This window comes from Candidatus Dormiibacter sp., from assembly GCF_050999135.1.
GTDB classification, from domain to species: domain Bacteria; phylum Chloroflexota; class Dormibacteria; order Dormibacterales; family Dormibacteraceae; genus Dormiibacter; species Dormiibacter spiritus.
The window spans coordinates 52,669-66,525 of the sequence record NZ_JBPCPN010000024.1 but is presented as its reverse complement, the minus strand read 5'-3'; the positions used below and the strand labels follow the sequence as shown (position 1 = coordinate 66,525).

12 protein-coding genes are annotated in these 13,857 nt (G+C 65.8%); 10 read left to right on the top strand and 2 right to left on the bottom strand.

Going from position 1 to position 13,857, the window contains the following annotated elements; all coding sequences use genetic code 11:
* The first annotated feature begins 62 nt into the window (after positions 1-62).
* Genes ACR2MZ_RS05655 through ACR2MZ_RS05630 form a run of 6 tightly spaced genes read left to right on the top strand, consistent with a single transcriptional unit; the run spans position 63 to position 7,236 of the window.
* A complete protein-coding gene (locus ACR2MZ_RS05655; RefSeq protein WP_434004093.1) occupies positions 63-1,802 on the top strand; it encodes an ABC transporter substrate-binding protein in 1,740 nt (579 codons plus the stop codon).
* Positions 1,803-1,829: 27 nt separating this feature from the next.
* A complete protein-coding gene (locus tag ACR2MZ_RS05650) occupies positions 1,830-2,852 on the top strand; it encodes an ABC transporter permease (protein WP_434004092.1) in 1,023 nt (340 codons plus the stop codon).
* On the top strand, positions 2,852-3,811 hold the full coding sequence (locus ACR2MZ_RS05645) for an ABC transporter permease (RefSeq protein WP_434004091.1): 960 nt from the start codon (positions 2,852-2,854) through the stop codon (positions 3,809-3,811). Before ACR2MZ_RS05650 ends, ACR2MZ_RS05645 begins: the two co-directional genes overlap by 1 nt.
* A gap of 11 nt (positions 3,812-3,822) precedes the next feature.
* On the top strand, positions 3,823-4,830 hold the full coding sequence (locus tag ACR2MZ_RS05640) for an ABC transporter ATP-binding protein (protein ID WP_434004090.1): 1,008 nt from the start codon (positions 3,823-3,825) through the stop codon (positions 4,828-4,830).
* A complete protein-coding gene (locus ACR2MZ_RS05635; RefSeq protein ID WP_434004089.1) occupies positions 4,823-5,851 on the top strand; it encodes an ABC transporter ATP-binding protein in 1,029 nt (342 codons plus the stop codon). The genes ACR2MZ_RS05640 and ACR2MZ_RS05635 overlap by 8 nt, the downstream gene beginning before the upstream one ends.
* Positions 5,848-7,236 carry a M20/M25/M40 family metallo-hydrolase gene (locus ACR2MZ_RS05630; protein WP_434004088.1) on the top strand — a complete coding sequence of 463 codons (1,389 nt, stop codon included), beginning with the start codon at positions 5,848-5,850 and terminating at the stop codon, positions 7,234-7,236. The genes ACR2MZ_RS05635 and ACR2MZ_RS05630 overlap by 4 nt, the downstream gene beginning before the upstream one ends.
* Positions 7,237-7,344: 108 nt before the next feature.
* Here the strand turns inward: ACR2MZ_RS05630 and ACR2MZ_RS05625 are convergent, their stop codons facing one another.
* Together ACR2MZ_RS05625 and ACR2MZ_RS05620 are read right to left on the bottom strand one after the other, a co-directional pair.
* Positions 7,345-7,905 carry a dihydrofolate reductase family protein gene (locus ACR2MZ_RS05625; RefSeq protein WP_434004087.1) on the bottom strand — a complete coding sequence of 187 codons (561 nt, stop codon included), beginning with the start codon at positions 7,903-7,905 and terminating at the stop codon, positions 7,345-7,347.
* 36 nt (positions 7,906-7,941) lie between these two features.
* A complete protein-coding gene (locus ACR2MZ_RS05620) occupies positions 7,942-9,198 on the bottom strand; it encodes an alpha/beta fold hydrolase (protein ID WP_434004086.1) in 1,257 nt (418 codons plus the stop codon).
* Positions 9,199-9,242: 44 nt separating this feature from the next.
* Here ACR2MZ_RS05620 and ACR2MZ_RS05615 point away from each other — a divergent pair, with 44 nt between their 5' ends.
* The 4 genes from ACR2MZ_RS05615 (at position 9,243) to ACR2MZ_RS05600 (ending at position 13,856) form a co-directional block, all read left to right on the top strand.
* Complete coding sequence (locus tag ACR2MZ_RS05615) at positions 9,243-10,613, top strand: dipeptidase (RefSeq protein WP_434004085.1); 1,371 nt, start codon at positions 9,243-9,245, stop codon at positions 10,611-10,613.
* Positions 10,614-10,777: 164 nt separating this feature from the next.
* A complete protein-coding gene (locus ACR2MZ_RS05610; RefSeq protein ID WP_434004084.1) occupies positions 10,778-12,118 on the top strand; it encodes an ABC transporter substrate-binding protein in 1,341 nt (446 codons plus the stop codon).
* A complete protein-coding gene (locus ACR2MZ_RS05605) occupies positions 12,103-13,023 on the top strand; it encodes a carbohydrate ABC transporter permease (RefSeq protein ID WP_434004083.1) in 921 nt (306 codons plus the stop codon). The genes ACR2MZ_RS05610 and ACR2MZ_RS05605 overlap by 16 nt, the downstream gene beginning before the upstream one ends.
* Positions 13,020-13,856, top strand: coding sequence for a carbohydrate ABC transporter permease (locus tag ACR2MZ_RS05600; RefSeq protein ID WP_434004082.1), 837 nt, complete (start codon positions 13,020-13,022; stop codon positions 13,854-13,856). Before ACR2MZ_RS05605 ends, ACR2MZ_RS05600 begins: the two co-directional genes overlap by 4 nt.
* Position 13,857: the final 1 nt, after the last annotated feature.

The following is a 13,857-nucleotide window of genomic DNA, read 5'->3' as shown; positions in this document are numbered from 1 at the left end:
TTCATAATCCGCCGCAGGCCAAGAGGCAGCTGAACCACTCGGGAGGAGGGCATTCGCCAGGCATGAGCAAGCAAGATCTGACCGGGGACGAGGGCTACCAAAGATTCGAGGAGTTCCTTGACGAGTGGTCGCGGCGGGACTTCCTCCGCGGCATGGGCGCCGCGACCGCCTTCACCCTTTTCGCTGCCGGTGGCATGGAGCTTCTCGCAGCGTGCGGCGGGGGCGGTGGCGGGGGCCAGCAGCCATCCCAGGCCAAGAAGGGCGGCCACGTGGTCGAGGCGACGATCGCCGACCTGCAGTACCTGAACCCGGTGCTCTACGGCGACACGGCCAGCTCCACGGCCACGTCCATGATCTACGACTCCCTCTACATGTCGGACGACAAGGGCAATCCCGCGGCATTGCTCGCCAAGGACCTGCCCAAGATCTCATCCGACCAACTGACCTACACGATCTCATTGCGGGACGCCAAGTGGACCGATGGCAAGCCTGTCATTGCCGACGACGTCAAGTTCACCTACGAGCTGATGTTCGACCCCAAGTACGACAAGGTCAACTCCCCCCGGCGCGGCGATCTGGTGGATTACATCCAGTCAGTCAGCGTGAAGGACGCCACGACTGTCGTCTTTCAGCTGAAGAAGGCCTACTCGCCCTTCACCACCGTGCACCTGCAGTACGGCATCTTGCCAATGCATGTCTGGGGCTCACTGAGCGCAGAACAGATCAACACCACGGATCTCAACGGGCGCCCAACAGTGACCAACGGTCCCTTTCAGAACGCCGTCTGGCAGAAGGACCAGCAGGTGACCTTCGACAAGAACCCCAACTACTACCGCGGCGCTCCCAACGTTGATCGCTACGTGATCAAGGTGATCAAGAGCTCGACCGATATTTTGAACCAGCTGAAGACGGGGGAGACCGACGTCGGTCCGGTGGACCCGGCCCAGGGCGACGCCGCCCGCACCGTGGACTTGATCACCCTCCACCGGTTCCCCGGCCTGCTCTTCCTTTTTTACCTGTACAACCTGGATCCGGCCAAGACGCCCCTCTTTCAGCAGAAGGAAGTCCGCCAGGCGCTGCTCTACGCGCTCGATAGACAGTCGATGGCGAAGGCCATCTACTTCGGTTTCGCAACTGTGGCCAACACCAGCATGCCGCCCAAGTCCTGGGCCTACAACCCTGACAACAAGCCGGTCTTCAACTTTGACCGTAAGAAGGCCGAGTCGATGCTCGACGCCGCCGGCTGGAAGAAGGGTCCAGACGGGATCCGAGCCAACGGTGCAGGGTTGAAGCTCAAGTTCGAGATGATCACCAATGCCGGCAACAAGGTTCGTGAGAACTCGCTGGTGAACATGCAGCAGCAGTGGCGAGACATCGGCGTCGACGCCACGCCTAAGTTCGTCGACTTCAACAAGGTGCTCGTGCCCGCTCTGCGCAACACGCGCGACTTTCAGGTGCTGATGGTCGGCTTCCAGTGGAGCACTGACCCGGATCAGTCGCAGGTCTGGGCCTCGCGCAACTCGCGGGCGGGTGGATACAACGGTATGAGCTACAAGAACACCCAGCTCGACACCATCATGGATCAGGCCACGACGACCAGCGACCAAAAGAAGCGCAAGGACCTGTACTTCAAGATGCAGCAGATCCTGGCCGAGGACCAGCCGGCGCCCATCCTCTTCTTTCCAGACAACCTCTACGGGGTCAACAAGCGGGTCGTCGGGTTCAACGCAGGTCCCTTCGCCAACCAGTACGACGGCCGGCGGATCTGGATCAAGGACCTCTCCGTTTCCGACGGCAAGTAGCCGCAAGCAGCCAAGCTCGAGCAGCTGATGCTCTGGAAATACGCGCTGCGCAGGATCATCGTGGCCCTGCCGGTGCTCCTCGGCGTGACGGTGATCACCTACGGGCTGATCTATCTCACGGCGGGTGATCTCGTCCCCGGCCTGCAGCTCAACCCCAATCTGCGGCCTGAGGACATCGCGCGGATAAAGGCCAACCTGGGCCTGGACCAGCCGTTCCTGGTTCAGTACCTGAACTGGTTGGGCGTGCCCTGGCTGCTGCATCAGGTGGGGCTCTGGCCGGGCGCCGTGCGGACCGGTCTATTGCAGGGCGACTTCGGTCGCTCCCTGCTCGACGGCAGCCCTGTCATGTCCCACATCCTGGAACGGCTGCCGTACACGCTGGAGCTGACCTCGCTCGCCATCCTCGTGGGAGTCATAGTCGCCATCCCGATGGGTGTCGTCGGCGCTCTCCGCCGCGGCTCACCAGCCGATCACTTCCTGACCAGCCTCTCGGTCGTCGGCGTTTCCATCCCGAACTTCTGGCTGGCCCTGCTGCTGGTGCTCATCTTCTCGGTGGGAGCCTTTCAGCTTGGCCTTCCGCACCTGCCGTCCGGCGGTGCCGCCTCGTCAGTCAATGGCGGCGACGTTCTCGACCGGCTGGCCCATCTGGTGCTGCCCACGACTGTCCTGGCCTTCGGGTATCTGGCGGTTTGGTCGCGCTACACCCGCTCCAGCATGCTGGAGTCACTCTCCCAGGACTACGTGCGCACAGCCCGCGCCAAGGGCATGAGCGAGCGGCGCGTGGTCTATGTGCACACCCTACGCAACGCAGTCATACCCCTGGTCACGCTGATCGGCCTGGAGCTGCCCACGCTGGTGGCAGGCGGCGCCGTCGTTGAGATCGTCTTCAGCTGGCCCGGCCTCGGTCGGCTCGCCCTGGAGCGCGCCGTGGGTCACGACTACACGACAGTGATGGGCCTGACGCTGTTCACCGCCGTGCTGGTGATCGCCGGCAACCTGCTCGCCGACGTCCTCTATGCAGTGCTCGATCCCCGGATCAGGTACACGTAGTGCTCGATCCCACCGCTGGAGCAATCGAGGCCCCGGTAGCGCAGTCTATCGGCCGTGCCGGGCGCCGGGCGCGAGGGTATTGGGCCGAGTCTTGGGAGCGGCTCTACAGCGACCGGATCGGCTTCGCCTGCGGCCTCTTGATCCTGCTCTTCGGAGTGTTGGCGCTGGCTGCGCCGCTGCTCTCGGCGGTGGTCACCCACCACGACCCGGTGCGCCAGAACCTGGCCAACACGTTTGCCCTGCCAGGCCAGTTCACCTTCCCGCTCGGAAGTGATGAACTGGGTCGAGACACGCTGACCCGGCTCATCTACGGTGCCCGGGTGAGCCTGCTCGTCGCCTACCTGACAGTGATCCTGGCGTTGATCATCGGCGGCAGCGTAGGCATGCTGGCCGGCTACTTCGGCGGCTGGCTCGACACCGTGCTGATGCGAGTGGTCGACATGGTGCTCTCGATCCCCAGCATCTACCTGCTGATCCTGCTGACGGCCCTCGCGCCCCGCATCGGGCCTGTCTCCCTCAACCCCGGCAACCCCTACTCTCTGGCGGTGATCATCGCGCTGGTCAGCTGGGGCAGCCTGGCCAGGTTGGTGCGGGCGGACGTGCTCAGCGTGAAAGAACGCGATTTCATGCTCGCCACCCGCTCGCTGGGCGCCAGCAACTGGCGCCTGATGAGCCGCCACCTGCTGCCCAACGTGCTCGCCGTGATGGTGGTGGCGGCCAGCCTGCAGGTCGGCGCCATCATCGTGACGGAGGCGGCGCTCGACTTCATTGGCCTGGGCATCACGCCGCCGACCGCAAGCTGGGGCAACATGCTGAGCAACTCCCAGGTCTACTTCTATCACTCGCTCTGGCTGGTCATCCTGCCGGGGCTCGCCATCTTCGTGACAGTCCTCGCCATGAACGTCTTCGGCAACACCGTGCGCGATGCGTTCGACCCCCGCCTGCGGGAGATGCGGTGATGGGCCGGTAGATGTCGGAGCATCTGCTCCAGGTTGAGAACCTGCGGACCGAGTTTCCCACCCGCGACGGAGTGGTGGGTGCGGTGGACGGCGTTTCCTTCTACCTCGACCCGGGCGAGACGCTCGGCATAGTCGGTGAGTCCGGCTCCGGCAAGTCGATCACGGTGCTGTCGATCATGGGCCTGGTCCAGCGACCGGGCCGGATCGCCGGCGGCCGGGTGCTCTACAAAGGGAACGACCTGGTGCAGTTCAGCCAGGAGCAGCTGCAGGAGGTGCGCGGCAAGGACCTGGCCATGATCTTCCAGGACCCGATGACCTCGCTCAACCCGGTCTACCGCTCCGGCTGGCAGGTGGGCGAGCCCCTCCGGCTGCACAGGGGCTTGGACAGGCCGCGTTCTCTCCGCGAAGCGGTCTCAATGTTCCGCAAGGTGGGCATGCCAGAGCCCGAACAGCGGGTGCAGAGCTATCCCCACGAGCTGTCAGGCGGCATGCGTCAGCGCGCGATGATCGCCATGGGCCTGACCACAGGGCCCTCGGTGCTCATCGCCGACGAGCCGACGACCGCTCTCGACGTCACCATCCAGGCCCAGATCCTGGAACTGCTCAAGAAGGTCAACGCCGAGTACAACACAGCCACCATCCTCATCACCCACAATCTCGGCGTGGTAGCAGGCATGTGCGAGCGGGTCATGGTGATGTATGCCGGTCGGGTCGTCGAGGAGGGGCCGACCGAGGATGTTTTCGCCAATCCCAGCCATCCCTACACGTGGTCGCTGCTGCGCTCGCTCCCCCGGCTGGACCGGGACGCGAAGGAGCCCCTCCGAGCTCTGCCCGGCCTGCCGCCGGATCTGACCGATCTCCCCAGCGGCTGTCACTTCCACCCTCGCTGTCCCTTCCGGATAGACCGGTGCGTGGACGAATACCCGCCCCTCGCGGCTGTGCTGCCGGCTCAGAGGGCTGCGTGCTGGGTCACTCAGGCGGGCGTCGACCTGAACCGGGCGGGTGCGATAGTTGGCTGAAGCGACGGCGCGACCGCAGCTGAAGTCGGTCTGGACGGCCGCAGAGCCATTGCTGGATGTCCGCGATCTGAAAGTCTGGTTCCCGATCAGGGCTGGCCTGGCGCAGCGCACAGTCGCCCATGTCAGGGCGGTGGACGGCGTGAGCCTCCAGGTGGGCCAGGGCGAGACGGTCGGGTTGGTGGGAGAGTCCGGGTGCGGCAAGTCGACACTCGGGCGCGCCGTGCTGAAGCTAGTCGAGCCAACCGCCGGCGAGGTGCTTTACAAGGGCACGAGCCTGCACAGCAGGGGCGGCGGGGCCATGCGCGGGCTGCGGCGTGAGATCGCCATGATCTTCCAGGACCCGTACGCCTCGCTGGATCCTCGCCAAACGGTGGGGGAGATCATCTCCGAGCCGCTCGACATTCACCATCTCTACGAAGGCAGGACCGCTCGCAGGGATCGACTGGCCGAGCTGCTCGATCTGGTCGGCCTCAACCCTCGCATGGCCCAGCGCTACCCGCACGAGTTCTCGGGTGGCCAGCGCCAGCGCGTCGGCATCGCCAGGGCGCTGGCGGGCGAGCCGTCCTTCATCGTCTGCGACGAGCCGGTCAGCGCGCTGGACGTGTCAATCCAGGCCCAGATCATCAACCTGCTCGAGAAGCTGCAGCAGCGGTTGAACCTGACCTACCTGTTCATCGCTCACGATCTCTCGGTGGTCAAGCACATCTCGAACCGGATTGCTGTCATGTACCTCGGCCGGATCGTGGAGATAGCGGGCTCGAACGAGCTGCACCGGCGGCCCAAGCACCCTTACACTGCCTCGCTGCTCTCCGCCATCCCGATCCCCGACCCCAAGATCGAGCGCCACCGGCAGCGCATCATCCTGACCGGCGACGTGCCTTCACCGGTCAACCCGCCTTCGGGCTGCCGCTTCCGCACGCGCTGCTTCAACGCCCAGGACAAATGCGCGCAGGAGGACCCTCCACTCGACACCGTGCAGCTGGGCGACCACCAGGCCGCCTGCTTCTTCCCGGTCGAATGAGCGGATCCCTGGCGGAGGCGCTGCTGTTCGCCGAGGCGGGCTGGGACCACTCGGTGGCGGAGCTCAGCGAGGAGCTGCGCATCCCGAGCATCAGCGCTCTGCCCGAACACGAGGCGGACGTGCGGCGCAACTGCGAGTGGTTGGCAGATCGCTTTCGCGCCTTCGGCTGCGAGGTCTCCAGCCACGAGGTGGTGGAGGGCGGCTACCCGGTGCTGCGGGCGGAATGGCGTGGCGCCGGTGCCGCCGCGCCCACGCTGACCGTCTACGGTCACTACGACGTCCAGCCGCCCGATCCGCTGGCGGAGTGGCACTCACCACCCTTTGAGCCATCGCTTCGGGATGGCTTCATCTTCGCCCGCGGCAGCTCCGACAACAAGAACAATCACCTGGCGGCATTGCTGGCGGCCCGCTTCGCCATCCAGGCGGGGGGGCCGCCGATCAACCTTCGCTTTCTCTTGGAGGGCGAGGAGGAAACGACTGGTGAGTCGCTGCCGCGCTACCTACGCCAGCAGGCCGCTGATCTGGCGACCGATTGGGTGCTGGTCTGGGACGGCGGGTTCAGCCCGGATGGCCGACCTGCCCTGGTCACCGGGCTGCGCGGCATTCTCTACACGGAATTCCAGGCCAGCGGGGCAGCCAGCGACCTGCACTCGGGCGGCTTTGGCGGCGTGGCGCCGAATCCGCTCAACACGCTGGCCCGCGTGCTGGGCGAGCTGAAGGGCCGGGACGGCCGCATCACGATTCCCGGCTTCTACGATCGGGTCCAGCAGCCCACTGCGGACGAGCTGGCCGCGTGGGACCGCAGCGAAGCCTACGGCGAGCTGCTGCGGACCATGATCGGCGCCTCGGCGCTGGAGGGGGAGGCCGACTACAGCCCTGTCGAGCGGACCTGGTCGCGGCCGACCCTCGACGTGAACGGCATGATCGGCGGCTTCACCGGTGCGGGGGCCAAGACGGTGATCCCGGCGGCGGCGACCGCGAAGGTGTCGATGCGGCTGGTACCCGACCAGGATCCGGGCGAGATTCTGGCCGCGTTGCAAGAGCACGTGCAGCGACTCACTACGCCTGGCGTGCGGATCGACGTGAAGCAGCTGGGCGCTGCGAGGCCCGTTCTGGCCGACGCCCGCAACCCGGCGGCGCTGGCCCTTCGCGCAGCGTTCGAGGAAGCCTTCGGTCAGCCGGCGGTGCCTGTGCGGACGGGAGGTTCCATTCCTGTGGCGCTCGACTTTCAGGAGGCGCTGGGAGCGCCAATAGTGATCAGCGGCCTGAGCCAGCCCGGCTCCGGGGCCCACGGCCCCAACGAGCACTTCAGCCTGGACCACTACCGCCGGGGCATCGAGACGCTCATCCGCTTGTACTGGGGCCTGGCCGACACCGCTGGCTAGAGTCCGCACGGTCGAGGCGCATCTCTTTGGTGTTGAGGTCGGCGACTTTCGATGCCCTACAAGTGAGGAGCGGCGGTCAGTCGAACGGACATCGCAAAGGGCCGCGGGTCACGTCTGGGTGCGGTAGTGGAGGTGAACCACGCCGTTGCCGAAACGGTGTTCGTCCAGCAGTTCCAGCGTCAGGCGGACATCGTTGGGGAGGGAGTGGTTCCCACCTCCCACCCCGACGGGGGCGACGAACAGGTGCCATTCGTCGACCAATCCGACCCTGATCGCTTGCGCGGCGAGGTCTGAACCGCCCACGGAGATGTCACGGCCCGCTCGCGCTTTCAGCTGCCGGACCGCTTCAGGGTCGAAGTCTCGCTCGATCCGCGTCCTGGCGCTAGATGCCGTCTCCAGCGTCTTGGAGTACACGATCTTGTCCGCCGCCTGCCAGATCTGCGCGAAGTCCCGTACGAAAGGGGGCTGGTCCGCGACGGTGTGGGCAGTTTCCCAGTAGACCATCGTCTCGTACATCCGGCGCCCGTACAGGTGGGTGCCGACCGGCCGCTCCAGATCGTTGACGAAGGTGTACACCTCCTCGTCCGGCTCCGCCCAGTCGAAGTTGCCCTCCTCGTCCGCAATGTAGCCGTCGAGCGACGTGATCGCCGAGTAGATCAGCTTGGCCATGGTGAGCCTCCCATGACGCCTACAGATTGCCCATCGTCAGGCCGGGTTATGCGCCAGGTGAATCAGGCGGTCCAAGATTCGGCCGCCGTCGGCCCGGAGGCCGTTGTGGTCGTACTCGCTCGTGAGCCAGACGCGGAGACCACAGATCGCCCGGGCCGTCTCCTCGGAGAACCCGCGCTCCACATACATGTCGTCGCTGTAGATCGCCGCTGCGGCGGGCACTGCGCACCGGGAGAGCGCCACTTCGTCATAGAGACGAGGCCACTTGCGCTGAGCCAGCAGTTCGGCCGCTGCGGCCAGTGGTCTGAGCGCCGAGTAGTCCTCGAACATCCAGTGGTAGACGTGCTCACCGGTCAGCAATTCGGAGGAATTGAACTCCGGCGGGAGGAGCCGCTCGGCCGACCAGCCGGTGACGCAGCCGTCGGCGTACGAAGCCTCATGCAAGATCGCATAGAGCGGATTCCGGGCAAAGGGCGCCCCTGTTTCGACGTCGTGCAAAAAAGCCGGCGAGTCGGCAGGCAGCTCCAGCAGATGGTGAAGCTTGGCCGCCCCGTCGCTCATGCCCAGAGCGCTGCCCAGCTGCCGGAAGCGACGCCAGGTCAGGCGGTCGCCACCGGGCAGCCGCACCTCGGTCTCTTCCAACCGCTGCCGCAGGCGCCGGAGGCGCTCGCGATCCTGAGGGTAGCGCTCGTGATAGCGCCGGTTGCGCTCCAGCACGCGCCGGTAGGTGGCGCTGTAGACATCGTCGACGGGCCGAGCCAGTGGCGGCAGGCCGCCGGTGATGAATGCCTCCCGCAGCCCATCCGGAGCCAGCGAGAGATAGGAGGTCACGCAGAAGCCGCCGAAGCTCTGGCCGAGAACGCTCCACCTGTCCACCCCCAGGCGGTGCCGGATCAGTTCAGCGTCGAGCACTATGGAATCGGCACGGAAGCGGGCGAGATGGTCGGCCTGCCGCTCGGCGCTCAGTCCCGGCAGGCTGCCGATGGGCGACGAGCGGCCGGTGCCGCGCTGGTCAAGCATCAGCACCCGGTATTCCTGGAGCGCTCGGTCCAGCCAGCCGGGTGAGCTGGGAAAGCGCGTCGGTCGGGGCGCTTCAGTCCCCGGACCGCCCTGGAAGAAGACGAGATAGGGCCGCTCCAGTCCGCCGGGATCGGCCACTTCGCGAGCGAACACACTTATGTGGTCGGCGTCCGGCCGCGCGTGATCGAGCGGCACCGAAAACTCGTGCTCTGTCAACACCAGGCCGGGAACCCGGAGCTCGACCGCCTCATGCTGTTCCCGCACCTCTGCCATCAAAGCAGAATTGGGGCAAGCCGGGCGCCAGCTAACCTGGGTTGGTGCTTGAAAACGCCCTCCAACTTGCCCGCGCCAGTCACCGTCAGGCGGAGACTGAACTGTTCCAACTGCTGTCCATTCCCAGCATCTCAACGCTGCCGGAGCACCGCCTCGACTGCCGGCGGGCCGCTGACTGGCTGGTCGCCAAGCTGCGTGGCATGGGCATGGAGGCGGAGCTGGTCGACGTGCGCGAGCCAGGGCATCCGGTGGTGGTGGCCGAGTGGCTGGGCAGGCCGGGAGCTCCCACCCTGGCCATTTACGGCCACTACGACGTGCAGCCCGCCGATCCGCTGGAGGAATGGCTGACGCCGCCCTTCGAGCCGACCCTGAAAGACGGCTTCGTCTACGCTCGCGGCGCCGACGACAACAAGGGCCAGCATCTGGCAGGCGTCAAGGCGGCCGAGTACTGGTTCCAGGCCGGGGGGCCGCCGCTGAACCTGCGCTTTCTCATCGAAGGGGAGGAGGAGGCCTCTGGCCGGTCCCTTCCCGATTTCCTGCGCGCCAACGCCGCCCGCCTCCGCAGCGATTACCTGCTGCTCGCGGATGGAGGCTTCACTGCCCCCGGCCAGCCGAACCTGCTGACAGGGCTCCGCGGCCTGCTCTACACCGAGATCGAGGTGAGAGGACCTGCGGTCGATCTCCACTCAGGCATCTTCGGCGGCGCGGCGCCCAACCCCTTCAACAGCCTCGCCCACGTCCTGGCCGCTCTCAAGGATCGCGAGGGGCGCATCCTCATCCCGGGCTTCTATGACGATGTGGAGCCGCCCAGCGCGCAGGAGCTGGCCGATTGGGCCAAGGACCCCGTCGAGGACGCGGAGTTGATGCGCCGGATGGGCAGTACGGCGCTGCCTGGCGAACCCGGCTACTCCGCTCGCGAGCGCATCCGCTGCCGGCCGACGCTCGATGTGCATGGCGTCATCGGCGGCTTCACCGGGATCGGCTCCAAGACGGTTATCCCGGCCACGGCGAAAGCGAAGGTGTCGATGAGGTTGGTGCCGAATCAGGACCCGGCTCGGATCGCCGCCGCTCTCGGCGAGTTCGTGCCTTCCCTTGCCACCGTGGGCACCACTGCTCGCCTCATCGAGCTCAGCTCCGCCTCACCCGTCAGGGTGGACGTCTCCCACCCCGGCATCGCCGCCGCGTCGCGCGCCTTCCAGGCGGCCTTTGGCGCGGCACCGCTTCTCACCCGGGAGGGAGGCTCGGTGCCAGTCACGCTCGACTTCCAGGAGGCGCTCAGGACGCAGCTGATAGTGACAGGCTTCGGCCTCCCTGACGACGCCCTTCACTCGCCCAACGAGCGCTACAGCTTGGACCAGTACCACCGGGGCACCGAGATGGTTATGCACCTGATGCAGGAGCTGGCCGCCCGGTAGCTGCGGAACCTGCAGTCAGGAAAGGCAGGCGTTTCGGCGGGCGGTGTCATGGCTTGCAGAGGGCACGTGCCCGCCCGCGGCAAAAAGGGAGTGGACAGCGTCGCGGACAGTCTCTACAGTGAGGAGCCGCCGATGTCAAGCGTGTGTGTAGAGGAGGTGAACCGTTGAGCGCTCGGCCCCTGCTAGTGAGCCTGGCGGCTCTGCTCACCTTTGCCTGCGGCGGTACGCCGGCGCCGACCGGCGGCGCGACACCGACTGCGCAGGCCAACGTCGGCAAGGTCGAGTTCCTCTCCTCGCAGGGGCAGGCTGTGAACGAGGCCGAGGGAATGCGCAAGCAGGTGCTGGCAGGATTCAATGGCACACCTGACTTCAACACTTCATTGACCGGCGGCCAGATGGTGCCCAAACTGCTCGCCGAGCACCAAGCCTCGAAGGTGGATGTCGACCTCGTAGGTGACGTTCACGGTGACATGGTCCCACTTCAGTCGGCAGGAGCACTCCAGGACCTCACTCCCCTGCTGCAGAGGTTGGCGAAGGATCGGAAGTTCAACCCGCAGCTTGTCGCGTACGGCAAGCTCGGGACCCAGAAGCAGTACTACATCCCCTGGCTGCAGGCCACCTACATGATGGTGGTCAACAAGAAGGCGCTCCAATACCTTCCCAAGGGCGCGGACGTCAACAGCCTCACCTATGACCAGTTGGCGCAGTGGGGCGAGAACATTCAGAAGGCGACGGGAGAAAAGAAGATCGGGATCCCGGCCGCCACCGGCAGTCGAGGTGGTCTCTTGAACCGGTTCGTCCAGGGCTATCTCTACCCCTCCTACACCGGCGGTGAGGTGAGCGGTTTCAAGTCGCCGGGGGCGGTCCAAGCCTGGCAGCTGATGAAGCGGCTGTGGGCGGTCACCAATCCCCAGTCCACCAACTACGGCTTCATGCAGGAGCCGCTGCAGTCAGGTGAGGTCTGGGTGGCGTGGGATCATCAGGCGAGGCTCATCGACGCCCTGAAAAACCTTCCCGACCAGTTCCAGGCGGTGCCGGCGCCCAGCGGACCGAAGGGGCTGGGATACATGTCAGTGGTCGCCGGTCTGGCGATTCCGGTGGGAGCACCCAACCAGAAGGGAGCGGAGGCGCTGATCGACTACTTGACGCGACCTGACAACCAGAAGAAGACCACAGCCGTCGTCGGCTTCTTTCCAGTCCTGACCGACGTCAGCGTGAGCGGCAGCGACGCGCCGCCGGGAGTCGGTGCCGAGGCAGGTGCAGCCGGCAAGCAGACCAACGCCAAGAAGGCACTGCCGGCGCTGCTCCCGGTCGGGCTGGGCGCGAAGGACGGCGAGTTCAACAAGGCCTACTTCGACACCTTCACGCGCATCGTCCTCCACAACGAGGACATACAGACAGTGCTCAGCGACGAGGCCAAACAGCTGCAATCACTGCTCGACACCGCCAAGGCGCCCTGCTGGCCGCCGGATCCACCGAGCACCGGGACGTGTCAGGTCAGGTAGAGGCGCCTGCTCTGCGCGCGGCGGCCGGCCGCCCGCGGCCGGCAGTCAGGTTCAACCGGCGGCAGCTCGAGCCCTATGCACTCCTGGCCCCGGCCACCATCTTCATGACCCTTTTCTTCGCCTGGCCGGCTCTCCAGACGCTCCTGATCGCCTTCCAGTCGGCCCAGGGGTCGTTCACGCTCGACAACTTCGGGGCCATGGCTCGGGACACCGACTTTCGCCTCGCGGTGCGCAACACGCTGCTGCTGCTGGTTCTCATCATCCCGATCGAGACCACCATCGCGCTCGTGATGGCCGTCCTGGCCCAGAGCCGCCTTTTCGGTAGGGACGTGATGCTCTACATCTGGAGCATCCCGCTGGCTGTTTCCGACCTTGCCGCCGGCCTGGTCTGGTTTTCCATCTTCACCTCCCACGGCTACCTGAATTCAGTCCTTCAGGATCTCCACCTGATCGCTCACCCGGTTGGCTTTCTGGACTACAACAACCTCGGCGGGCTGGTCACGGCGATAGTGCTGGCTGAGGTCTGGCGGAGCATGTCGCTGGTCATGGTGATCATCATGTCAGGCATCCAGGCCATTCCGCCCGAGCTCGATGAGGCGGCCGAAAGCCTCGGCGCAGGCGCCTGGCAGCGCTTCTGGAAGGTCACGCTGCCCCTCCTCAAGCCCACCCTCCAGGTCGCCTTGATCCTTCGCACCACCACGGCCTTCCAGGTGTTCGGGGTGGTGCTGGCCCTCGCCGGCAGCGCGCTGCCCGTGCTGGCAGTCAAGAGCGAAAGCTGGGTGACTGAATACCGCAATTACCAGCTGGCAGCCACGTACGCGATCCTGATCCTCGTGCTCTCGTCCTTGAGCACTGTCGGCTACCTCCTCTTACTGCGAACGCCGCGGGAGGTTTTCCAACGATGAGCGCGGCCATCCGGCGCCACCGCCGGCGAGCATCGCCTCAACGTCAGCTGGCCTACGCCGCAGCGGGACTGATCACCGCCTTCATGCTGTTCCCTCTGTACCTGATAGGGGTCGCCGCGTTGCAGCCGCGCACAGCGGTTTTCGATTACCCGCGGGCCCTCTATCCGAGCCCCTTCTCGATCGAGTCGGTGGCCTTCTTCCTCAGCGCGACCGGCATCCTGCCCGCCCTCGGCCGCAGCCTGCTGATCGGCGTCATGACAGTTGTCTTGGCGCTCGCGCTGGGCTGCCCCGCCGGCTACGCGATCGCCCGCTACCGGTTTGCCGGCCGCGACTTGGTCCAGCTGCTGATCGTGAGCGTCCGCGCCTTTCCCATCCTCATCCTGGCCATTCCGCTGGCAGTCACCTTCATCAACTGGAACCTGTACGACAGCGTCCTGTCAGTGGCGCTGGTGCACACAGTCATGGCCCTTCCCTTGACGATCCTGCTGGCGGCCAGCGTCTTCCTGCGCATACCGAGCGAGCTCGAGGAGGCGGCCATGAGCATGGGCACCAGTCGCTTCGGCGCTGTCTGGCGGATCGTGCTTCCGCTTTCGCGACCGGGATTGGGAGCAGCAGCGCTTTTCGCGTTCGTGCTCTCCTGGAACGAGGTCTTTGCGGCCGCCGTGTTGACAGTGCGCAATCCGACCCTGCCGGCTCAAATCGTGGGTGCGCTGGGCCAGTCCCCCCTGCCCTTCCGGTTTGCCGGTGGCCTGGCTCTTACTCTCCCCGCCTTGGTGTTTATCTTCTTCATGCGTCCCTACCTGTTCAGCGCCTTCGGCCAGGCACGGCGCTGAC

Excerpts from the sequence above, each read along its gene's own strand:
- ACR2MZ_RS05625 (WP_434004087.1), bottom strand. The coding sequence starts at position 7,905 with ATGGCCAAGCTGATCTACTCGGCGATCACGTCGCTCGACGGCTACATT.
- ACR2MZ_RS05655 (WP_434004093.1), top strand. The coding sequence starts at position 63 with ATGAGCAAGCAAGATCTGACCGGGGACGAGGGCTACCAAAGATTCGAG.
- ACR2MZ_RS05650 (WP_434004092.1), top strand. The coding sequence starts at position 1,830 with ATGCTCTGGAAATACGCGCTGCGCAGGATCATCGTGGCCCTGCCGGTG.
- ACR2MZ_RS05640 (WP_434004090.1), top strand. The coding sequence starts at position 3,823 with ATGTCGGAGCATCTGCTCCAGGTTGAGAACCTGCGGACCGAGTTTCCC.
- ACR2MZ_RS05620 (WP_434004086.1), bottom strand. The coding sequence starts at position 9,198 with ATGGCAGAGGTGCGGGAACAGCATGAGGCGGTCGAGCTCCGGGTTCCC.
- ACR2MZ_RS05630 (WP_434004088.1), top strand. The coding sequence starts at position 5,848 with ATGAGCGGATCCCTGGCGGAGGCGCTGCTGTTCGCCGAGGCGGGCTGG.
- ACR2MZ_RS05600 (WP_434004082.1), top strand. The coding sequence starts at position 13,020 with ATGAGCGCGGCCATCCGGCGCCACCGCCGGCGAGCATCGCCTCAACGT.